This window comes from Psychroserpens burtonensis DSM 12212, from assembly GCF_000425305.1.
In the GTDB taxonomy this organism is placed as follows: Bacteria; Bacteroidota; Bacteroidia; order Flavobacteriales; family Flavobacteriaceae; genus Psychroserpens; species Psychroserpens burtonensis.
This window is the reverse complement of the sequence record NZ_AUDE01000011.1, coordinates 17654-37049: the sequence shown is the minus strand read 5'-3', so window position 1 is coordinate 37049 and position 19396 is coordinate 17654. Positions and strand designations below refer to the sequence as shown.

The 19396-nt window shown below is 33.2% G+C and carries 16 protein-coding genes and 1 tRNA gene; 4 read left to right on the top strand and 13 right to left on the bottom strand.

Going from position 1 to position 19396, the window contains the following annotated elements; all coding sequences use genetic code 11:
* Nucleotides 1-3 precede the first annotated feature (3 nt).
* On the bottom strand, nucleotides 4-636 hold the full coding sequence (locus tag H593_RS0104755; protein WP_028871385.1) for an outer membrane beta-barrel protein: 633 nt from the start codon (nucleotides 634-636) through the stop codon (nucleotides 4-6).
* A 44-nt stretch (nucleotides 637-680) separates the two neighbouring features.
* Between H593_RS0104755 and H593_RS0104750 the strand changes: the two genes are divergently transcribed.
* The 3 genes from H593_RS0104750 (at nucleotide 681) to H593_RS0104740 (ending at nucleotide 3710) form a co-directional block, all read left to right on the top strand.
* Nucleotides 681-1658, top strand: a complete 978-nt coding sequence (locus tag H593_RS0104750; protein WP_028871384.1) for a lysylphosphatidylglycerol synthase domain-containing protein — start codon at nucleotides 681-683, stop codon at nucleotides 1656-1658.
* Nucleotides 1655-2776, top strand: a complete 1122-nt coding sequence (locus H593_RS0104745; RefSeq protein ID WP_028871383.1) for a glycosyltransferase family 2 protein — start codon at nucleotides 1655-1657, stop codon at nucleotides 2774-2776. Before H593_RS0104750 ends, H593_RS0104745 begins: the two co-directional genes overlap by 4 nt.
* A gap of 61 nt (nucleotides 2777-2837) precedes the next feature.
* Nucleotides 2838-3710 carry a hypothetical protein gene (locus H593_RS0104740; protein WP_028871382.1) on the top strand — a complete coding sequence of 291 codons (873 nt, stop codon included), beginning with the start codon at nucleotides 2838-2840 and terminating at the stop codon, nucleotides 3708-3710.
* A 167-nt stretch (nucleotides 3711-3877) separates the two neighbouring features.
* Here the strand turns inward: H593_RS0104740 and H593_RS0104735 are convergent, their stop codons facing one another.
* Genes H593_RS0104735 through H593_RS0104720 form a run of 4 tightly spaced genes read right to left on the bottom strand, consistent with a single transcriptional unit; the run spans nucleotide 3878 to nucleotide 8209 of the window.
* Complete coding sequence (locus H593_RS0104735) at nucleotides 3878-4354, bottom strand: hypothetical protein (protein WP_028871381.1); 477 nt, start codon at nucleotides 4352-4354, stop codon at nucleotides 3878-3880.
* A 51-nt stretch (nucleotides 4355-4405) separates the two neighbouring features.
* Nucleotides 4406-5542, bottom strand: a complete 1137-nt coding sequence (locus H593_RS0104730) for a tetratricopeptide repeat protein (RefSeq protein ID WP_028871380.1) — start codon at nucleotides 5540-5542, stop codon at nucleotides 4406-4408.
* Nucleotides 5542-7845: a M56 family metallopeptidase gene (locus tag H593_RS19875; protein WP_084142267.1), complete on the bottom strand. Its 2304-nt coding sequence runs from the start codon at nucleotides 7843-7845 to the stop codon at nucleotides 5542-5544. Before H593_RS19875 ends, H593_RS0104730 begins: the two co-directional genes overlap by 1 nt.
* A gap of 1 nt (nucleotide 7846) precedes the next feature.
* Nucleotides 7847-8209, bottom strand: coding sequence for a BlaI/MecI/CopY family transcriptional regulator (locus H593_RS0104720; RefSeq protein ID WP_028871379.1), 363 nt, complete (start codon nucleotides 8207-8209; stop codon nucleotides 7847-7849).
* A gap of 149 nt (nucleotides 8210-8358) precedes the next feature.
* On the opposite strand from H593_RS0104720, the gene H593_RS0104715 reads away from it, so the two are divergent.
* Nucleotides 8359-8859 carry a DUF456 domain-containing protein gene (locus H593_RS0104715; RefSeq protein ID WP_028871378.1) on the top strand — a complete coding sequence of 167 codons (501 nt, stop codon included), beginning with the start codon at nucleotides 8359-8361 and terminating at the stop codon, nucleotides 8857-8859.
* 266 nt (nucleotides 8860-9125) lie between these two features.
* Here H593_RS0104715 and H593_RS0104710 read toward each other — a convergent pair whose 3' ends face one another.
* The 8 genes from H593_RS0104710 to dnaE all read right to left on the bottom strand — a co-directional run bounded on the left by H593_RS0104710 (nucleotide 9126) and on the right by dnaE (nucleotide 19238).
* The gene (locus H593_RS0104710) at nucleotides 9126-9797 is read right to left on the bottom strand and encodes a response regulator (protein ID WP_028871377.1); all 672 of its coding nucleotides are present in this window, start codon (nucleotides 9795-9797) and stop codon (nucleotides 9126-9128) included.
* Nucleotides 9798-9799: 2 nt separating this feature from the next.
* Nucleotides 9800-11821 (bottom strand): ATP-binding protein, encoded by a 2022-nt coding sequence (locus H593_RS0104705; protein ID WP_051229621.1) that lies wholly within the window; start codon nucleotides 11819-11821, stop codon nucleotides 9800-9802.
* A gap of 115 nt (nucleotides 11822-11936) precedes the next feature.
* Nucleotides 11937-12107, bottom strand: a complete 171-nt coding sequence (locus H593_RS20730; RefSeq protein ID WP_157588776.1) for a hypothetical protein — start codon at nucleotides 12105-12107, stop codon at nucleotides 11937-11939.
* 534 nt (nucleotides 12108-12641) lie between these two features.
* Nucleotides 12642-12715: transfer RNA gene (locus tag H593_RS0104695), tRNA-Asp, on the bottom strand.
* Nucleotides 12716-12780: 65 nt separating this feature from the next.
* Nucleotides 12781-13710 (bottom strand): DUF58 domain-containing protein, encoded by a 930-nt coding sequence (locus H593_RS0104690; RefSeq protein WP_028871375.1) that lies wholly within the window; start codon nucleotides 13708-13710, stop codon nucleotides 12781-12783.
* 32 nt (nucleotides 13711-13742) lie between these two features.
* Nucleotides 13743-14285 carry a ClpP family protease gene (locus H593_RS0104685; protein WP_028871374.1) on the bottom strand — a complete coding sequence of 181 codons (543 nt, stop codon included), beginning with the start codon at nucleotides 14283-14285 and terminating at the stop codon, nucleotides 13743-13745.
* 92 nt (nucleotides 14286-14377) lie between these two features.
* Complete coding sequence (trxA, locus tag H593_RS0104680; RefSeq protein WP_028871373.1) at nucleotides 14378-14695, bottom strand: thioredoxin; 318 nt, start codon at nucleotides 14693-14695, stop codon at nucleotides 14378-14380.
* Between the two features lie 154 nt (nucleotides 14696-14849).
* Nucleotides 14850-19238, bottom strand: a complete 4389-nt coding sequence (gene dnaE / locus H593_RS0104675; RefSeq protein ID WP_028871372.1) for a DNA polymerase III subunit alpha — start codon at nucleotides 19236-19238, stop codon at nucleotides 14850-14852.
* Between the last annotated feature and the right edge of the window lie 158 nt (nucleotides 19239-19396).

The following is a 19396-nucleotide window of genomic DNA, read 5'->3' as shown; positions in this document are numbered from 1 at the left end:
TAATTAACAGTATTGGCAACCACTTAGTGAAAATGTGATTCCGAAGGTGATGGTTAAAAGATTTCCATTGAATGAACCAAAGCCTTCTGTGATGGGATCAAAATCACCAACAAAACCAGCGATATATGAAACATCTGTATACAAAGACATATATTCACTCATAGCATAATGTATTTCTAATCCTCCCATTAGATTTAAAAAGGACCTCTTGTTGTCACCAAAATCACCTAAAGGCTTCACCAATGAATAGCCTGGTCCAGCATGAGCTACAAGCCCAAGTCTTAGTGGTAAAAAACCGATGGCTTCTGTTGGGTCATATACAAATTGTGCATTGATTCTTGTGTAGTTTGTTTTAAACTCGATAGAACTATCATCACTAGAGAAACGATTGAATCCAAAATCGAGTTTTGCTCCCAATTGACGTTTAAACATATATTGAACCCCTAAATTAACTGTTGGAAAATTAACAGATTTACCTTGAAATTGTTCAACAAATCCAGATTGCGAGGGACTATTAATACCAACTGCGAGTTGCGCTTTTATTTCATTAGTCGCTTTTTGCGCATAAGTATATGAAAAGCACACCAACGCAAGTAGTAAAATACTTAATTTTGGAGGTCTATTATTTAAGGTCATATCAATATAATGGTTTAATTTGGCTGACAACTTTAATGTATTCTATGAATTTTGGAGGTCTTCCTTACAAAACTAAACAATTCTTTTTTGTACTTATTAAATTAAGCATTGTTGTTGGTGCTTTTTATTTTATCTACAATAAATTAGCCAACAATGAAGATTTAAACGTTCATGAGTTTATCCAGTATTTAAGCCAAAATGGTGTATTTTCAATTAAAAACGTTGGAATTCTACTCGTTTTAACCATTTTTAATTGGTTTTTTGAAATCCTCAAATGGAAAACTTTGGTACGCTATATTAAAATAATTTCTTTCAAAAACGCATTAGAACAAAGTTTAGGTGCTTTGACTGCTTCGCTTTTTACACCAAACCGAATTGGAGAATATGGAGCAAAAGCCATTTATTTCAATACAGCAATGCGCAAAAAAGTGATGCTTCTTAATCTTACTGGAAATATGATGCAAATGACAGTAACCATTCTTTTTGGCAGCATCGGTTTATATCTCATGCACACGATGTATGATTTGCATATTGACTATTTTACAATCTCGAAATTCTTACTCATCATCATTGTCATAATTGGCTTAGTATGCTTTGCCTTACAACAAAACAGGTTTAGAATAAAAGGATTTTCTAGTGATAAGCTAAAGTCGTTTTTTAGAGATGTATCGCTTAGTATTCAAATGACTGCGTTTGGAATTTCAGTGTTGCGCTATTTAATTTTCTCATTTCAATTTTATTTTTTATTAGATATTTTCGGAGTTAATTTCACTTATCTACATGCCATGATGGTCATTACTAGTATGTATTTGCTCGCTTCCATTATTCCGTCAATCTTTATTTTTGATGTCGTTATAAAAGGTAGCGTAGCCGTGTATTTATTTTCTATTGTAGGTATTGATGAATTTACCATCCTAAGCATTATTATGATTATGTGGTTACTTAATTTTGTTCTCCCAAGCCTCTTTGGTAGTTATTATGTGCTTAATTTTAACCTTCCAAAAACAGACGACGACTTATGATCACCATCATATTCATTATTACTCTTTTATATCTGTTGTTAATTGGGATCTTTATCTACGGTTTTGATAAGGTGCCCAGTTTTCAATTAGAAGATATTACTGCTAAAACAAAATTCTCAATCATTATTCCTTTTAGAAATGAAGCAGATCACCTTCCTCTATTATTAGCATCAATTTCAAAATTGAACTACCCTAAAGCACTATATGAAATCATTCTTGTAGATGATGATTCTGAGGATAATTCGCTAGAAATAATAAAAAGCAGCAAACTTCAAAAATTTGATATTTCTGTAGTAAAAAACAATAGACTTACCCATTCTCCAAAAAAAGATGCCATTACTGCAGCTATTAGCCACTCTAAATATGATTGGATTGTTACTACAGATGCCGATTGTAGTCTACCTAAATATTGGTTAGATACGTATGATCATTATATACAAAATCATAAACCTAAACTTTTAATTGCTCCAGTAACCTTTACAACTATAGCGTCTTTTTTTGACCGGTTTCAACTTCTTGATATTTTAAGTTTACAAGGTGTAACCATTGGTGGTTTTGGTGTCAACTTACCTTTTATGTGTAATGGTGCAAACATGGCTTACCAGAAAGCAGTTTTCAATGATGTTAAAGGGTTTGAAGGTAATTCACATATTGCTAGCGGAGATGATATTTTTCTACTTGAAAAAATACTCAAAGCAGATAAAAATGCTGTTCAATATATAAAAAGCAAAGACATCGTTGTATCCACTAATCCCGAATCAAATTTCAAAAGTTTAAAATCACAACGGGTTCGTTGGGCTTCAAAAACCTCAAACTATAATAATGGTTTCAGTAAATTAACTGCATTAGTCGTTTTATTTATGAATGCGCTATTAGTGTGTCTGCCGCTCTTGTGTTTCTCAGGTATTATATCTGTAAAAGTATTCCTCTACACATGCGTTATAAAGTTTTTAATTGACTTTTTATTAATTTTTAAAACTGCTCGTTTTTTCGATCAAGGACAATTTCTATCGTCCTACTTTTTATCTTGTTTACTCTATCCTTTTTTTAGTGTGTATGTAGCATTTATATCTATATTTAAAGGATACAAATGGAAAGGTAGAGGGTATAGCAAATAAGACCTGTTATGACTATCAATTATTTTTGTTAGATTTACCAAAATCCAAATCCAGAATTGTAATGAAAAAAATTGTTTGTTTATTTTGTTTGGTCTTGAGTTTCTCATTTTCAGAAGCACAAGAAACCTTTACTATTGATGGAGAAGTTCTAGAATTAAAAACGGAAGTTAATGGTAAGTTAGATTTATTATGGAATATTATCGATGGTAAATATCGCTATTTTATAAGAACAGAAAACGAAACCATTATGGAGTTAAAAAACACCAAATTAGAAGGTAAGTTTCAGCGAGAATACAAAACGCTTTTAAATGAGTTGACTAATGACTCTATGTCAACCAGACGATTAAACCTTACGCTCTTTAGCCTTAAAGAGTTTATAGACACCCATAACAGCAATACAGATTCTTCATATCAATCTATAGCAGTTCGTAACAAATTACACTTTAGAATTGGTGTTTTTGGCGGATTTACAAATAGCCCATTTATAACAAATCCAAATAATCTTACGACACCCCTTTTTGGAGGTGAACTAGAAGTTTTAGATATTGGTCAGATCTCCAGGCATGCTGTTTTTCTTCAAGCAAAGCATGTGCTTGAACAAGACGAATTGCAATATTCTACAACAGAATTATCATTAGGATATCGTTTTAGAGTCATAAACAAGGCCTCTTTTAGTCTCTACGCAAACATGAAATTTGCAACCTTAAATTTCTCTAAAGCCACTATTCTTTTGAATAATGATGATGTTATTACTACAGAGGAGTTTAATCAAACCGCTTTTGATGTTCCTTTTATATTTGGTATAGGAGCAGATATTAGAATCACAGAGAACAGTTTCATCACCTTGGCATATAATGAACTATTTGCCTTGTTTCTAGACAATCAAGGTAACTTTTCTCAAGATTTCGCTGTAGGTTATAAGTTTAATTTATAGTAAGATTTTTAGGATTTAATTTTTTGAATACTACTTAAAATTCATATTCGAATGTTTACTGTTGAAATAAAAACCCTCCTGATTCAGCAGTGCTGAATCTGTCCTCCCTTTGTAAAAAGCAAGGAGCTAACTTTGCCTACTTAACGCTTATTTTTAGCTGATTGGTGTTAGTTAATTATAATAATTACAGGTAAACTAAACTGGATTTTCACTTGTTGGCTTCTTTTAATTGCTGGATAAATTTTTGGGAGTGCATCTAAACTCTTCCGCAGTAAACTGTCTAATTGCGGGATTTCTTCTTGTGTTACTTCATGACTTACAATATCATTAATCACAAACACACCTTTACTATCAATAGTGATTTTAAGTTGAATTGTATCGTGGATTTCTTCGGAAACGATAATCTTATATTTCGCTAGATTTTCATTAAGAATTTGACGTAGTGTATTTTCAAAACACACTTTTTTATTGGCATTATCTAAACTTGTATCGCAAGATTCAAAAGTAGGATATTCATCAACATCATTCCAATTAAATGCTTGCAATTCTTCTTCCAAAATATCGTTTGAATACACTTTTTTCTTCTCGATAAAATCGCAAGAGCAAAACGTCATTAAGAATAAAAAAGCAATTATGCGGTTCATAGCAGTTAAACTGAAACCGAAAAGTACAATTTTTTTAGATACTAGTTTCCATTAGTCTTCTGCCTTTAAAAATTTCTCTTCTTTGAGCGCTATTATACGCTGTGATGCGAATTTAGAATAGACCGTATTTGGGTATTTATCTCTAAAATCTTCATATAGCTTAATCTTAGTCTCTATATCTAAATAATATTTATCTTTTGTGGATACAATGTAAAATTCTGAGCTTATGTTTTCAGGGTTTTCCTTTACTGATTTTTGTAATGCCTCTATAGCTTCCTTGTGTTTATCTTGTCTATTTAAAACGGTACCTAGTATTTGATATTCATAATCTAAAGGCACATCTTGCAACACTAGTGCTTGTTTAATGTATTTTTCAGCACTTTTATAGTCTTTAAGTTGGTTATAATATTTACCAATTAAAAACATCGCGTCTGCATTATAGGGGTTGGATTTCAACACCAATTTACGCTGTGCTATAGCCAACTCATAATCTAAAAACTCTGCATGGATCATGCTCAATTTAGCGTGAATAAACTCAGACGATTCTCCTAAATTAATTAATTTTTGAAACCACGTTCTTGCATTTTCATAATCTTCTTGGTAATAGTAGTTTTGAGCTTTAAGGCTGGTGAGTTCTATATTGTTTTTATAACTCTCCAATCCTTCATCAATATATCTATGTGAGATTTGATGTTTCCGCTTAATTAAAAAATGTTTGGCAATTTTAAAAATCGCTTTTTGGTGTGTTTGATCTAAATCATACGCAGACCAAAACCTGTTTAACGCTGTAGAATTACCTATGCGTTCTAATGCTAATCCCATTTCATAGTGGTAATTGGGATTGCGATAATCGATATTCATCAGGGTATTGAACACCTCTATGGACGCTTCAAAATTTTTTGTTTTTGAAAGCAATTTAGCATATTCGTATAATACCAGTCCGTTTTTTGGATCTGCTGCTGCACCTAATTTATAATACTCTAGAGCTGCATCATAATTGCCAATTGCCACATTAGCCTTAGCGATTTTAGCAGAGACCTCATCTTGATTAGTATGCGTTTTATAAGCTTCAATTGCTTTGCTATAATTACCATTGCGATATAAGCTATCGGCTTGATTTAAAATCGAAGTTTGCGCTTCAGTATTTGAAATCGTTAAAACACATATAAGTACGAATAGTAATCGCATTAATTTTTCTTATTTTCTTGTACTTGAAATAGAATAGGTAACGAATAATTAACAATGACTGCTTTACCATTCATTTCTCCGGGTTTAAACTGAGGTAAACTACTAATCACACGTTTTGCTTCGACTTCTAAATCAGGATGAGGCGCTCTTGCTTTAACATTCTTTATTGAGCCATCCTTATCAATTTGGAATATTACATTTATACGTTGCTTACCTACTAAACCAAGTTTTGAGGCTACATTAGTATTAAAATTTTTATTTACATATTGAGAAATGAAGTCGCTAAAACATGTCTTTGATTCTTTCTCTGTGGTTTGGCTCTCACAATTCTCTGCAGTAGGAGCTTTATCTAAAGCCAAAAAAGGCACTTTATCTGCATCTTTAAATTCCTCTTTAAGCTCGGTTGCGCGATCAATCTCCAGTGTTTTTGATGTTTCTTGTTTTACTGCATCTCCTTGCACTTGAAACAAAATAGGTAAGCTATAAGACACAACAACCGCTATACCTTTTTGTTTTCCTGGAATAAACTGAGGTAAGGTCTTAATAACTCTTCTAGCTTCTCCCTCTAAAGCAGGATGTGGCGCTCTTGCCATAACATCAATAACATCACCTTCTGTATCAATTTTAAAGATGACATTAATGCGCTGTCTTCCAACCAAACCTAAACTATCTGCTAAATTAGTATTGAAAAATCTATTGACATGTTTAGCAATATGATTACTCATACATTTCTTACGTTCTTCATTTGTTTTTAAATCTTCACAAAATGTGAATGTTGGAGTTTCGTCTACTATTGAGAATGGGACTTCAATAGTTTCCTCAACCTCGATTACTTCTACTTCATCAACTTTCGATATGTTTTCTTCAACGTTAGAATCGGTACCATGAGCCAACATTTTCGTTCTTCCATCAACAGAGACTACCAATAAACCATTATAAAAGTTATCTTTATCTATAAACTCAAACTTATTATTAAATTTTTTAGTCTCTTCATCTGTCCAGTTTCCTAAATCATCGACAACCAATCTTAATATGCCATCTTTAATTGTGCTCTCCCAACCATATTTTGCTTTTTGTGTTTTTTTAAAATCAAGATATTGCTGGTAAGGCTTGAATTCGCCTAACTTATTTAAAGTTTCGCTTTTATTATCACTTAATATTTTTTCATCTAGTTTAGTTTGATCCTTTTCGAGACTAAATATAAATTTAAAAAGAGCCTTTTGTTTATAATATTTGTCTCTTGTTAATATGTATTTATTACTATCTGACATATAAGTATCATGAAGATATTCTAGCTCAGTATCATTTTTAACTAACTCAACAATCTCATTAAAATATTTATCAAATAACTCTTCATCTGTCAACTCTTGAATATCTGATATATTGATGGTTTCTTTGAGTATTTCTACTTTTTCCTGCGCATATGACGAGGTGTACATGAGCATGGTAAATACGATTGGAATTAACAAGGCGTACTTGATCAAATTGATTTGATTTGATTTTGATTTGCTTAACATAAGAATTCGTTTTTTGATTAATGATTGTTTAAAGAATGGATTGACAAATGAAAACTGCTGGGTCTCAAAAACTTGGGTTAGTAGATTATCGTAATACTCTGCTTTATTTTGACCTTTCACTGAATTCGCATCTGCGATGTATTCATGAAGCGTGGCGATTCTATGTTGATAAATATAGACTAATGGATTAAACCAAAACACGACACGCAAGAGCTCAAAAAATAGTAAATCTAAGGAGTGCTTTTGTTTGATGTGCACCATTTCATGCTCTAAAATAGACGTACTTTCCTTTGAAGTCAGTCGGTTACCTAAAAAGATATAATTAAAGAATGAAAAGGCTTTTGTACTATTTAATAGACAAACAATTAACACCTTACCGCGCCATCGTTTTGGATTATTAGAGACTAATAGTAAGAGTTTAATGATCTTGTAAACTAAGAGTAATGTGGCGATACACATTCCAGAAATGAGGATGATGTTCCATATAGGTATTGGTTCTTGTTCCAAATTAATCCCTGCGTCCATGGCTATCAAAGGATCAATTGTACTTAAAGCTTGTGATGATTTTCCACCAATGAGAACCTCTGGCAAACTGATCACAAAATCTTTGGCGATAACTTCTTTTATGCGGTCTATTTTGATAAAAGGAATCACTAATGATAAGACTGCTGTACTCAGCAAATAGAAGCGATTGAGATTGAAGAACGTTTCCTTCCGAAGGAATAAATCATAGATGATTAAAAACAGTAATTGAAACGCAACGACTTGTATAATATAGTGTAACATGTTATTGGTTCGTTTTATTAATGTCTTTTAAAATGGTTTCCATATCTTTTAAATCCACATCATTTTTCTTGACAAAAAACGACACCATACTTTTAAAAGAGCCTTGAAAATAATTATCTACCAAATTATTTATAGACTGATTACTGTACTCTTGCTTTTTAAGCAACGGAAAATAAATATGTCCTTTACCTTGCTTCTCATAATCTACAAACCCTTTATTTTCCAGGATTCTAATAATTGTAGACACTGTATTGTAAGCAGGTTTTGGTTCTGGAAGTTCGTTGATGACCTCCTTAACATTGGCTTTTTCTAATTGCCATAAGACGTGCATAATTTCTTCTTCGGCTTTAGTAAGTTGTTTCATGGTTGAGTATTCAGTATTCAGTATTCAGTATTCAGTATTCAGTATTCAGTAAATATAACTAAAAGATTAGTTGAAACTAAGTATTTAGTTTAAAAATGTAACAACTTTAACATTTTGACGTCTTACTAGCAGAATAGCAAACACTTATAATGGACATCTTTTTAGTCATTTTGGCTGCTTTTTTTATGGTAATAGGAATCATAGGTAGTTTCCTCCCTGTTTTACCCGGTCCTTTAACCAGTTGGATTGGTTTACTCATCTTTCATTTAACAGATGTCGTGCCAATGAATTGGACTTTTTTAATCATTACCTTAATTATTGCATTGGGCATATGGATCTTAGATTATATCATTCCTGCTCTAGGAACCAAACGTTTTGGAGGAACAAAAGCGGGTATGATAGGAACCTCTATTGGATTAGTCATTGGCCTAATAGCACCAATTCCTGGAGGTATTATTATTGGCCCATTCTTTGGTGCATTAATTGGAGAACTTTTAAATAAAGCTAGATTGGATACCGCTATAAAAGCAGCATTTGGGTCGTTTCTAGGTTTTATCGCTTCAACCTTTATAAAGTCCATAGTAGCAATGATCTTTTTAGGTTTCTTTATGGTCAAGGTTTATGAGTATATAGATGTAATCTTTCGTTAAAATTTGAGACCAAACTAGAGATGGTATAAAAAGAAAAAACCTAACACTTGTTGAGAAGTGCTAGGTTAGTTTTCTTTGCTATTAATTCAACAAATTACTTAGAGGGATTAAAATATCTTTGCTGACTTGGTCAAATGTATCTTATATAAACAACTTTTTGTTACGGAAAAACCGCAAACATGATGTGGAAAAACCGTAGTTTCTAGAAATAGCAGCAGTTTCAAGAGGTTTAAAAAACCATAAAAACAAAAAATTTAACAGTTTTTCTAGAGAAATCCTTTTTTTCGAGCTTCATTTATTAAGGATTCATCCTTACCATCGGTGACTGAAAATAAGATTTTGAGTTGTTTCTTGCGTTTTTCAATAGCACTCATCGACAAATCTATATACTCTATTAAGCTTCTAGTCTTAATCCCTTGTGATAATAAATGAAGAATCTTGCGATTAATTTCATCTACGTAGATTTCATTAACAACAGATTTATTTAAAAAGGTACTGACAGTACTACTATAATATGGTGGATCAATTAATATGTGATGAAAAGCCTCAGCCAATTCGCTTGATGTTAAATCACTTTTAATTAAAAACCCGTCGGGATTTATTTCTTTTACAATATTATGAATGCGATAAGACTCATTAAACATGGTTAAAATAACCACTTTAGCATTTGGCATTTTATTACGAGAGATCTTTGCTAAATCTTCGCCAGAAGTAATCTTACCATCTGCGGAAGGTGGTAAACTAATATCAAAAAAACAAACATCATAAGGATGCTCATTTGCTGCTTTTTCCATGAGTAAATTCGCAGCATCACAAGTATTGGCAGTATCAATGACCAAAGTTTGATTATCTTTTTTAGTTGCCATCAAAGTATTTTGATAGCCTTCAATAATGATTGGATGGTCATCCACCATTAAAATATGAATGTATTGCATCATGTCTAATTTTTGTAAGGCATAGTAATTATGACCTCAGTCCCTTTATTTGCTTCAGAGTGAAATTGTGCTTTCCCTTCAACTTCTTCAACTCTAGAATTTATATTTTTAATCCCAATTCCTTTTTTACTTTTGCTGATATTAAAACCATCTCCATCGTCAACGATCGACAAGCAAATTACATTATTTTTCAATTCAACACTAATTTTAACCATTTTAGCATTCGCATGTTTATAAATATTTTGAAGTGACTCTTGAATGATCCTATAAATATTAATTTTAGTTTTATTGGGCACCATTTCCCAATGAATGTCATCTGTAAAATCAAAATAAGATTGCAATTGATAGGCATTTGTTTGTTTCTCTATTAACTCTGAAACAATATCCATAAAACCTGATCCAGATACAAAATCCGTACTCAAATCATGTGACACTTTACGAATGTCATCCTCTATAATCTTAAGTTCACTTATATACTTAGCGCGTTTACTAATGGCATCTTTTCCTTCGGAAAAATTAAAACTATCCAAACTGAGCCTTGTCCCAAATAATCGTCCCAAAATACCATCGTGAAGCTCTTTTGAAATTCTTTTTTTCTCACTAGCTCTTGCTTCATCAACTTTATCTTGTTGTAAGAGCATCAAATTATAAATATCTTCATTCGCTTTTTGTTGATCTTTTTCGAATTTAAGTTCCTTATTTTTTTCGCGTTGTTTCACAATTATATAGAGAAAAAACAATGTGATTAATAAGCCTCCAGAAATCACTAATAACCAAATAAGCTGTTGAGACATTTTTTCATTGGCTTCCTCAATTTTATCAGTTTCAAATTCTATTCTAGCAAATTTATTTCTGACGTTTCGCTCAACATGAAGTAAACTGTCACTGAGTTTAATATGTTCGTTTAAATACGCTTTACCGTCCTCACCTTCTTTTAGTTCAGAAAGAACTTTCAAAGCATCTAATAAAATTTCATTCGAAGAGGTTTCCTTGGCTAATTTGTAAGAAATATTAGCATATTTTAAAGATGAATCTTGCAGTTTTTGTCGTAAATAAAACTTAGATACATCAATACTAACTTGAAGTTTAGTAATAGGATCACCTAATTTATCGCTAATTCGAAAAGCCTCTTTGAAAAGCTGTCCCATATCATCGTAATCATTGTGACCAGCCACAAGTTTTGTATAGGCATAATTATCAATGACTAATGGGTAAAATGTTGGGTCATACTCTTCGTATTCATCCCGTATATCCAATAAGTTTTTATAAAGATTAAGTGCTTCTTTGTAGTTTCCTTTTTTTCTATAAACGAAAGCTTTATTATTTATGGAGTAAATTTTATCATAAAACCCATTAGACATTTTTTCACTTACAGATTCCGCTTTGTTATGGTATTCTAAGGATTTATCATATAAACCAAGTTTTAAAGAAATAATACCTAACACATTATTTAATTTCCATAATTGAGATAAATTATACTCATTTCGTGGTAATGTTTCAAATATTCTAATGGCTTGAATTGCACTTTCTTCACTACCAATATAATCTTGCTCTATTTCTTGAATATCTGAAATTGCTGAAAGAATAAAACCTTGTTGATTAGTATTTCTTAATATTTGATAAAATTTTAATGATTTGGAAAAGTAATAATACGCACTATCGTTCTCATATTGAAAATAATGAGACTGACCTAAATTTAAATAAGCAGATGCTACTGACAATGTATCCCTTATTTGCTCTGCTTTAGCTAAATTTTGACGGCTTAAATGAGTATATAAATCGTAGTTTTCTTGATCCAAATAAATTAGGGATAATGTTTTTCTTGCAGAGAGTACTAAACTATCTGCACCGATCTCTTTAGCAAGCTCTAAGGCTTGCTTCCCATATTTTTCACGCTCTATTAAAGTTAAGCTATAATCTTTAGACTTTTGTTTTAAATCAGTAAATCTATTTTGATCAACCTGACTAAAGCCAAGTTGCATAAAAAGCAATGGAATAAGGGTATTTATGACTAATTTATCTCTCAATCTGTTTGTGTTATTTACAAATCAAAAATAGTGTAAATAATTGAGAGTCTTAGTTATAAAAAAAGCACCAATTCTAAAAAAGAGTTGATGCCTATATGTGTTAATAGGGACACTATTATCCCTGCTGTGCTTTAATTCTCTTTGTTTTAGCATGCGCTAACAAATCGTACTGTTTCTGTGTTTTATATGTTGGTTCGTTAGAATCTGCAACAGCATCACTGCTTTGTCCAGATACCGTTAACAATAATACAGCTAGTAATAAGAAAGTGATTTTTAGGGTCTTCATGTTAATCAATTTTAGGGATTATATATTCAATTTTAATTATGTTAATAATAAAACAGCATAAAAATGCCAATTCGAGGGATGAATGGATTATTAACTTTTGGCATACCTATACCAAAAAAATTGAGGGAAGCTCGTATGTCCAATGACATAAAAACCTAAAATGGATTAATAAATTACCTTAATAAGTGTTTTTAGGGGCTTAAGAAGGATGTCAAATATACTCTTATTTAAGAGAACACCAAATAAATATCCGATAAAAAGTGATATTATCACGACTAACTACTTTTTTGCAACAAAAACTGTTGATAAGTTTCTTTCACAATACTACATTCACTCAAAAACAGTGTAAAACAAAAAAGCATCCCGATTTTCTTATTCAGAAAAAAGGAAAGCTTCTCATCGGTAAGAACTCAACAACATTGAGTTTCTCACAACTCTCAATCCCGATAGTTATCGAAAATGAGAACAACACAACTTCTTTTAATTGCTAAAAAAAAGCCCCAATTTCTTGAAGCTTTAGTTTTACAATTTTAGCGGTCTGGACGGGACTCGAACCCGCGACCTTCGCCGTGACAGGGCGACATTCTAACCAGCTGAACTACCAGACCGTTGCTATAATGCGAGGGCAAATATACATTCGATTTTTAATATCACAAATGTTTTCGTCAAAAATTTAAATAAATTTTTGACGCTCCACCATGTACGTCGTCAATATCTTATCGAAGGAGTTATTTATATCGGCTTCAACGTATTTAATTTGATATTGACCGCACTTTAATTTAATACTCTTAAAGTAATCATCTACAGCACTTTCATAGCCTTCTTTTACCGTGTATGGATATAAATTAATGAATTCATTAGTCTCTACATCAACAAATCGCTTAGGTGTATTATCAAAATTAAACTTCAATTCTTTTTCTTTATCAATGACATGAAATAAGACAACTTCATGCTTATTATGCTTAAGATGTCTTAAGGCTTCAAACAGTTTAACCTCATCGGTCGATGTTTGAAACATATCTGTAAAAAAGAAAATGAGAGATCTTCTGTGTATCTTCTCCGCAATTTGATGCAAATAGGTATAGGTTTCAGTTTGCTTATTTAGCCCCTTTGAAACTACCATTTTACTTAATTGAGCCAATAACATTTGATGATGACGCTCACTTCCTTTCTCTGGAGAATAATAATCATACGCATCACTGTAAATACTTAAACCAACTGCATCTCGTTGCTTTTTTAATATCTGCATTAGTGATGCCGAAGCCAATGCAGAAAAGCCTATCTTATTTAAATTTGAAATACTAAAATCTTTGGCCTCAGGGTAGTGCATCGAACTACTGTTATCTACAATAAGATGACAACGTAAGTTCGTTTCATCGTCATAACGCTTTGTGTACAGCTTATCAGTCTTAGCATAAAGCTTCCAGTCAATATGACGCGTACTTTCCCCTTGGTTATAGATTTTATGTTCAGCAAACTCAGCAGAAAATCCATGAAACGGACTCTTATGCATACCAGAAATAAAACCTTCAACCACTTGCTTAGCGAGTAGCTCCAAGTTTTTAAAGCCCCCTGCTTTGTTGAGTTCTGCTTGTAAGTTCATTTATTTATCAATTTCCGAAGAAAAAACATTAATTAAATTATGCCGTCCACAATTCCGTAGGCTTTAGATTCATCTGCTCCCATCCAATGGTCACGATTAAAATCTTTCATCACCTTTTCAAAATCTTGTCCGCAATTATCTGCTAAAATTTTAGCACTTAATTCTTTTGTTTTCAAAATTTCTTGTGCTGTAATTTCAATATCACTGGCTTGTCCGCGAGCTCCTCCACTCGGCTGGTGAATCATAACTCTAGCGTGTGGTTGGATAAAACGTTTTCCTTTTGTACCAACAGATAATAATATGGATCCCATTGATGCTGCTAATCCAGTACAAATCGTCGACACATCACTGTTTAATGATTTAATACAATCATACATCGCAAATCCAGAGGTTACATATCCTCCAGGACTATTTATATAGAGGTGTATATCTTTAGTCTCTAAAGAGTCTAAATAAAATAAACGGTCAATGACATGCTTGGCCGATTTGTCATCCACCATTCCCCAAAGAAACACTTTGCGTTCTTCTAATAATTTACTATCAATTAAGTCTTGCGCTTTTGCTTGCTTACTCATATGTTTTTATCTTATTTCTTAATATTAGTTAAAAATAAAAAAAAGGTTCACCATACTGGCAGACCTTTTATCAATTCTTTATGAAATATATTTTACAATAAAGCGTCGATTGCATCAGAATACGCGTTTTTAGGCGCTACTCCAACCTGTCTTCCAACAACTTCTCCGTTTTGGAATACTAAAACCGTAGGAATGTTTCTTACTCCGTACTTGGCAGCAAATTCTTGATTTGCATCCACATCTACTTTGCCTACGACAGCTTTACCTTCGTATTCAGTGCTAATTTCGTCAATGATTGGTCCAACCATTCTACATGGCCCACACCAAGCAGCCCAGAAATCAACCACTACTGGCTTATCACTCTTTAATACTATTTCTTCAAAATTCGCATCTGTTATTTCTAATGCCATAATTATATATTCTTAATGTTTAACTTCAATTTATTTTAATACACAAAATTAGTCAAAAATTTTGCAAAACCTTACAGTGGCAGTATTTGTTTTGATTATGAGGCCATTGACTTATGTAATATAATAGGTATTTCAAAAAACAAATAAAATATGACTAATTCAACTTATACATCACATTCTGAGTTGTCAACTCATCCAACAGTTCTTGTGAAATCTTAATTTTCTGTTTACGGCTAGGCATATTAAGTTTTATCTTTTCAGCATTATCATAGACAACGAAATTGAGTACTTTTTCCCCTGAATGCATTCTAAACAAATCTTGTAATACTGAAATCCTCTCCTCTTGTAAATCCCTTATATTTAGTTGAATTGACAGCTTCTTAGCATAAGTATCCATGACATCGTGCAACAACTGAAAACTATTAAACTGAAGTCTTGGATCACTCTTTTTACCTGTTTCTCTGTTGACCCAACCTTCTCTTACAAAAGATTTCACATATACAAAACTATTTTTAACGAGGAAGTGTCGGTACTTAAGATACTCTTCTCCAAAGATTCTGAACTCAAAATTATCTGTATAATCTTCAACCATAAAAATAGCCCAACCTTTTCCTTGTTTACTTACCCGATGTTGTACATCTGTAACGACACCTCCAAAGGTTATTTCACGATTAACATAATTCCCCATTTCATTAAAAAATGCAAGACTACCACTACAAAAAGTTTTCATTTCCACTTTAAAATCATCCAAAGGATGACCAGAGATATAAACACCTACAACTTCCTTTTCTTGAGCTAGTTTTTCCATGGTTCCCCATTCTTCGGAAGGAGGAACAAGGGGTTCTGCAATTTGGACATCACTTGCTGCGCCAAACAGACTAACCTGTGAGGAGTTTTCATTTTCTTGGTGTTTAGCACCATATTTAATTGCTTTTTCTAAAAAGGTAATACCATCACCTTCATCTTGAAAATACTGTGCACGATGTGTGTCTCCAAAGCCATCGAAACCTCCTGCTAAAGCTAAATTTTCAAATGCTTTTTTATTAGCTGCGCGTAAATCTATACGTTTTGATAAATCGAAAATAGACTTATAATAACCATGTTCTTTGCGGTTTGCAACAATTGTTTTTACTGCGCCATGACCTACACCTTTGATTGCTCCCATACCAAAACGAACAGCGCCATCTTGGTTCACTGAAAACTTATAATACGACTCATTAACATCTGGTCCTAAAACAGCCATTCTCATACGCTTACACTCCTCCATAAAGAAGGTCACCTGCTTAATGTCATTCATATTATTTGAAAGCACTGCAGCCATATATTCTGCAGGATAATGTGCTTTTAAATAGGCTGTTTGGTAAGCAATCCAAGCGTAACACGTAGAGTGAGATTTATTAAAGGCGTAACTTGCGAACGCTTCCCAATCTTTCCAAACCTTTTCTAGAACTTTAGCATCATGCCCTTTGGCACTTGCTTGCTCAATAAATTTCGGTTTCATTTTATCCAAAACCGAAATTTGCTTTTTACCCATCGCTTTTCTCAAAACATCGGCTTCACCTTTTGTAAAATCTGCTAGTTTTTGGGATAATAACATGACCTGCTCTTGGTAAACTGTAATCCCGTAAGTTTCTTTGAGATACTCTTCCATTGCTGGTAAATCATACTCAATATCTTCATCACCATGTTTACGTCTAACAAAACTTGGAATATACTCCATTGGACCTGGACGATACAAGGCATTCATTGCAATGAGATCTTCAAAAACAGTAGGTTTTAAATCTTTAAGGTGTTTTTGCATTCCAGGAGATTCATATTGGAATACACCAACAGTTTCTCCTTTTTGGAATAACTCATACGTCTTTTCATCATCCAACGGAAAAGTATCTGGATCTAATAAAATGTCGTGTTTTGCTTTAACAATTTTAACGGTATCCTTTATTAAGGTCAATGTTTTTAACCCAAGAAAATCCATCTTAAGTAGACCGGCATCTTCAACCACTGAGTTATCAAACTGAGTCACATATAAATCTGAATCTTTTGCTAAAGCAACAGGAACGAATTTGGTAATATCATCTGGTGTAATAATAACGCCGCAAGCATGAATTCCAGTATTTCTTACTGAGCCTTCAAGCGATCTTGCCAGCTTTATAGTTTCAGCATCTAGACCATCACCATCTGCTATATTGAGTAATTCATTTACTTTTTCTAAATCTTCTGCTCTAAAGGTCCTTCCCAGCTCTTTTTCCGATAGGCCAAAAATCTTATTCAGTTTTGACATGGTTGGAATTAACTTCGCAATGCGGTCTGCCTCAAATAAAGGTAAATCCAATACTCTTGCTGTATCACGGATTGATGATTTTGCAGCCATCGTTCCGTAAGTAATAATTTGAGCTACCTGACTTGAACCATATTTATTAATCACATAATCCATGACACGACTTCGACCTTCATCATCAAAATCAATATCAATATCTGGCATACTTACACGATCTGGATTTAAGAAACGCTCAAAAAGCAAGTCGTACTTTAGGGGATCTATATTCGTAATCCAAAGGCAATATGCAACTACAGATCCTGCTGCCGATCCACGACCCGGACCAACCGAAACGTCCATATTTCGAGCTTCCCGAATAAAATCTTCAACAATCAAAAAGTAACCAGGATAGCCTGTGTTTTCAATAACGCTTAGCTCAAAGTCAAGACGTTCTGTAACTTCATCACTTAATTCTTCTCCGTATCGTTTTTTAGCACCTACGAATGTTAAATGTTTTAAAAACGCATTTTCTCCACGTTTTCCTTTATCAGCTATATCAGCAGTATGTTTAAACTCATCAGGAATATCGAAAGCTGGCAATAATACATCTCTAGCGAGTTGATAGACCTCTACTTTATCAACAACCTCCTGGATATTTGTAATCGCCTCAGGAATATCTCTAAAGAGAGCTTTCATCTCTTCTGAAGATTTGAAATAATACTCTTGATTTGGCATCCCATAACGATAACCACGACCACGACCAATTGGTGTCGCTTGTTTTTCACCATCCTTAACACACAATAAAATATCGTGTGCATTGGCATCTTCTTGCTTGCAGTAATACGTATTATTACTTGCTATAAGCTTCACCTCATGTTTTTGAGCCAATTTAACAAGTACAGGATTGACACGGTTTTCATCTTCTTGATTGTGACGCATGAGTTCTACATACAAATCATCTCCAAACTCTTGTTTCCACCAAACTAAAGCCTCCTCAGCCTGATTTTCACCAACATTCAAAACCTTACTTGGCACTTCTCCATAAAGATTTCCTGTCAAACAAATTAAATCTTCTTTATATTGCTGAATGAGTTTTTTATCAATTCTAGGCAAGTAGTAAAACCCGTCTACAAAGCCATGTGAAGACAGCTTTGCTAAGTTGTGATAACCCTTTTTATTCTTAGCGATTAAGACAATTTGATAGCCATTATCTTTTCGAGATTTATTGGTATGATCTTCACAAACAAAAAACTCACAACCTAAAATAGGCTTGATTTCTTTTAAAACTGATGTTTCTCCTTTCTCTAACGCCTCAGCCTTTTTAGCTAGTACAGATTTATTATGATTATTCACCGCTTTTACAAAATGAAATGCTCCCATCATATTAGCATGATCAGTCAATGCAACTGCAGGCATCTCTTGCTCTGCGGCAGCAGCAACTAAATCTGTAATATTTATGGTTGATTGCAATACCGAAAACTGCGAATGGTTATGAAGATGTACAAATTCAACATCTGCAAGACCCGAAATATTCTCTTTTATTTCTTCTTCGGAAATATCAACTGCTTGCAACTTCTGGAGTCGCGCATTGATTTTAGCACTTTCTTTTTTTAGGTTGATGTGCTTTAATCCAATTAGCTGAATCGTTTGCGGATTCTTCTCGTTAAAATCCTGAAAGTAACCAGGCTCAACGTCTAGTTGTTCTTTTGTGTATTCACCTAAGCGCAACAATTCGAAAAAGCAACGTGTTGTTGCTTCCACATCTGCAGTTGCATTATGGGCCTCTGAGAATGGTTTATTAAATAAAAATTGATGTAATTCTGTAAGGGTTGGTAGTTTAAACTTTCCGTAGCGACCTCCAGGAAGTTGACAAAGTGAAGCAGTGTGCTCTGTACAAGTATCTAAAACCGGTAGCTCTTGAAGTTGGTTTACGACAGCTTCTCTAACAAACTCTGCTCCCATTATATTAAGATCGAATTTCACATTTTGACCAACAACAAATTTGGTCTTTGACAGCGCCGCATTGAATTTTTCTAATACTTCTTGAAGTGGGATGCCTTGCTCTTGCGCCAACTCGGTAGAAATACCATGGATTTTTTCAGCATCATATGGAATATTAAACCCATCCGGTTTCACCAAATAATCCTGGTGATCAACACAGTTACCCATCTCATCATGCAATTGCCAAGCAATCTGGATACATCTTGGCCAATTATCTACATCTGTAATTGGCGCGTCCCAACGTTTTGGCAATCCTGTGGTTTCGGTATCGAAAATTAAATACATGCGGTTTAGAGTTGTTTTTTTCGCAAAGGCGCAAAGCTGATTGTGATCAGTCTTAAGTATTATGAACGAATACTACAGCCTTATGGTTTTCAAGTAAATTTAATAAAAACTAGCTGATAAAAACACGAAGAAACTACTTTTCTTTTAAATGAAGTTAT

Bases quoted from the DNA above. Each gene is read 5' to 3' on its own strand.
- H593_RS0104685 (WP_028871374.1), bottom strand. From the start codon at position 14,285: ATGAGTAAGCAAGCAAAAGCGCAAGACTTAATTGATAGTAAATTATTA.
- H593_RS0104730 (WP_028871380.1), bottom strand. From the start codon at position 5,542: ATGCGATTACTATTCGTACTTATATGTGTTTTAACGATTTCAAATACT.
- H593_RS0104750 (WP_028871384.1), top strand. From the start codon at position 681: ATGAATTTTGGAGGTCTTCCTTACAAAACTAAACAATTCTTTTTTGTA.
- H593_RS19875 (WP_084142267.1), bottom strand. From the start codon at position 7,845: ATGTTACACTATATTATACAAGTCGTTGCGTTTCAATTACTGTTTTTA.
- H593_RS0104710 (WP_028871377.1), bottom strand. From the start codon at position 9,797: ATGATGCAATACATTCATATTTTAATGGTGGATGACCATCCAATCATT.
- H593_RS0104720 (WP_028871379.1), bottom strand. From the start codon at position 8,209: ATGAAACAACTTACTAAAGCCGAAGAAGAAATTATGCACGTCTTATGG.
- H593_RS0104755 (WP_028871385.1), bottom strand. From the start codon at position 636: ATGACCTTAAATAATAGACCTCCAAAATTAAGTATTTTACTACTTGCG.
- H593_RS0104740 (WP_028871382.1), top strand. From the start codon at position 2,838: ATGAAAAAAATTGTTTGTTTATTTTGTTTGGTCTTGAGTTTCTCATTT.
- dnaE (WP_028871372.1), bottom strand. From the start codon at position 19,238: ATGTATTTAATTTTCGATACCGAAACCACAGGATTGCCAAAACGTTGG.
- H593_RS0104690 (WP_028871375.1), bottom strand. From the start codon at position 13,710: ATGAACTTACAAGCAGAACTCAACAAAGCAGGGGGCTTTAAAAACTTG.
- H593_RS0104745 (WP_028871383.1), top strand. From the start codon at position 1,655: ATGATCACCATCATATTCATTATTACTCTTTTATATCTGTTGTTAATT.
- H593_RS0104735 (WP_028871381.1), bottom strand. From the start codon at position 4,354: ATGAACCGCATAATTGCTTTTTTATTCTTAATGACGTTTTGCTCTTGC.
- H593_RS0104715 (WP_028871378.1), top strand. From the start codon at position 8,359: ATGGACATCTTTTTAGTCATTTTGGCTGCTTTTTTTATGGTAATAGGA.
- trxA (WP_028871373.1), bottom strand. From the start codon at position 14,695: ATGGCATTAGAAATAACAGATGCGAATTTTGAAGAAATAGTATTAAAG.
- H593_RS20730 (WP_157588776.1), bottom strand. From the start codon at position 12,107: ATGAAGACCCTAAAAATCACTTTCTTATTACTAGCTGTATTATTGTTA.